The organism is Herbaspirillum sp. B65 (assembly GCF_000333555.1).
GTDB lineage: Bacteria > Pseudomonadota > Gammaproteobacteria > Burkholderiales > Burkholderiaceae_D > Herbaspirillum > Herbaspirillum rubrisubalbicans.
Map to the genome: position 1 here is coordinate 1 of NZ_BADI01001017.1, position 1,663 is coordinate 1,663.

1 protein-coding gene is annotated in these 1,663 nt (G+C 61.0%); it reads left to right on the plus strand.

From position 1 onward, the window contains the following. Positions 1-1,663 (plus strand): MG2 domain-containing protein (locus tag I5W_RS23985; RefSeq protein ID WP_044531134.1); only part of this gene is annotated, 1,663 nt, incomplete at both ends.

Sequence of the window (1,663 nt, forward strand, 5' to 3'; positions counted from 1 at the left end):
GCAAGAGCATCGTTGCCGCAGTGACCAGATCACCGAAGCCGTGCTCAAGCGTCCGCGCCCACTGGCGCTGGAGCAGGTCGCAGCCGAGTTCGAAAACACTCGCGAGCACGCCTTCCGCTATAGCGCCGATGTCGGAGCCCAACTCTATGTGCAGGTGCAGGCTGGCATCCAGTCCTTTGGCGGCTATCTGATGAGCAAGCCGGCCGGGCGTGTGCTTGGTGTGCCGGCCTTCCCGGCAGAGTTGAAGATACTGAGCCAGGGTTCGCTGCTGGCACTGAGCGGGGAGCGCAAGCTGGCCGTGCTGGTACGTGACTTGCCGGGTATCAAGATGGAAATTGGGCGGGTCTTGCCGGGTCAATTGCAACATCTGGTATCGCAGGCCGATGGCGATTTTTCCAAGCCGCAGTTCTACGGACGTTTCGGGCAGGATAACCTGGTCGAGCGTTTCCAGAGCCAGATTCCCTTGCCGCAACTTGCACAGGGCAAGGCGCATTACGAGGCGGTCGATCTGAGCCAGTATCTGAAGGGTGATGGGCAGGCGCGTCGTGGCGTGTTCCTGGTCAGTATCAGCAGTTACGACCCGGCGGCCGAGCAGAGGGCGCGCCTGGACCAGCAGCGCAAGGAGCGCCAGGTCGGGGAGGCGCCGGCCTCTAGCGACGACGAGGCTGATGATTGCGAGCAAGACTGCGAGGCCGGCGACAATCAGGCGGCGCAGCCAGAAACGCAGACCAAATCGGATCAACGGCTGGTGGTGGTGACCGACCTGGGTATTGTGCTCAAGCGTTCGCTGGACGGCTCCCAGGATGTGTTCGTCCAATCGATCTACGACGGCAAACCGGTGGAGGCGGCGCAGGTCGAGGTCATTGGCCGCAACGGGCAAGCGCTGATGAGCCAGAACACCGATGCCGGCGGGCGTGTTCATTTTGCCAAGATCGATGGCATGAGCCGTGAACGCGCGCCCTTGATGATCCTGGTGCGCAAGGGCAATGACATGAGCTTCCTGCCGCTCAACAAATCCGATCGTGCATTGGATATGTCGCGCTTCGATGTGGGCGGCGCTCGCAATGCCCAGGTGCAGGATCAGGTGTCGGCTTATCTGTTCAGCGATCGGGGCATCTATCGCCCCGGCGAAACCATGCATTTCGGCCTGATCGTCAAGTCGGCTGATTGGGGGAGCGCCATCAATGGTTTGCCGCTGGAAACCGAATTGATCGATGCCCGTGGTCTGACCGTCAAGCGCGAAAAGATCAAGATCCCGCCTGGCGGTTTCGTTGAAGTCGCCCATACCACCCAGGAGAGTGCACCGACCGGCAGCTACAGTCTGAACCTGTACCTGGTACGTGATGGCAAGCCCGGTGCGCAACTGGGATCGACCACGGTCAAAGTGCAAGAATTCCAGCCAGACCGGATGAAACTGAGCACCCGCCTGGTCAATGCCGAGGGGCCCGCCCTCAGTGAGGGCTGGATCCATCCGCAACAACTCAAGGGGCAAGTCAGTGTGCAGAATCTGTTCGGCACGCCAGCGGAGAATCGCCGCGTGACAGCCCAGCTTTCCCTGGCACCGGCTTTCCCGGCGGTTCGGGCATTCCCGGATTACCAGTTCTATGATCGGCAGCGCGCCACAGAAACTTTACACGAAGACCTGGGAGAGCAAAGCAGCGAC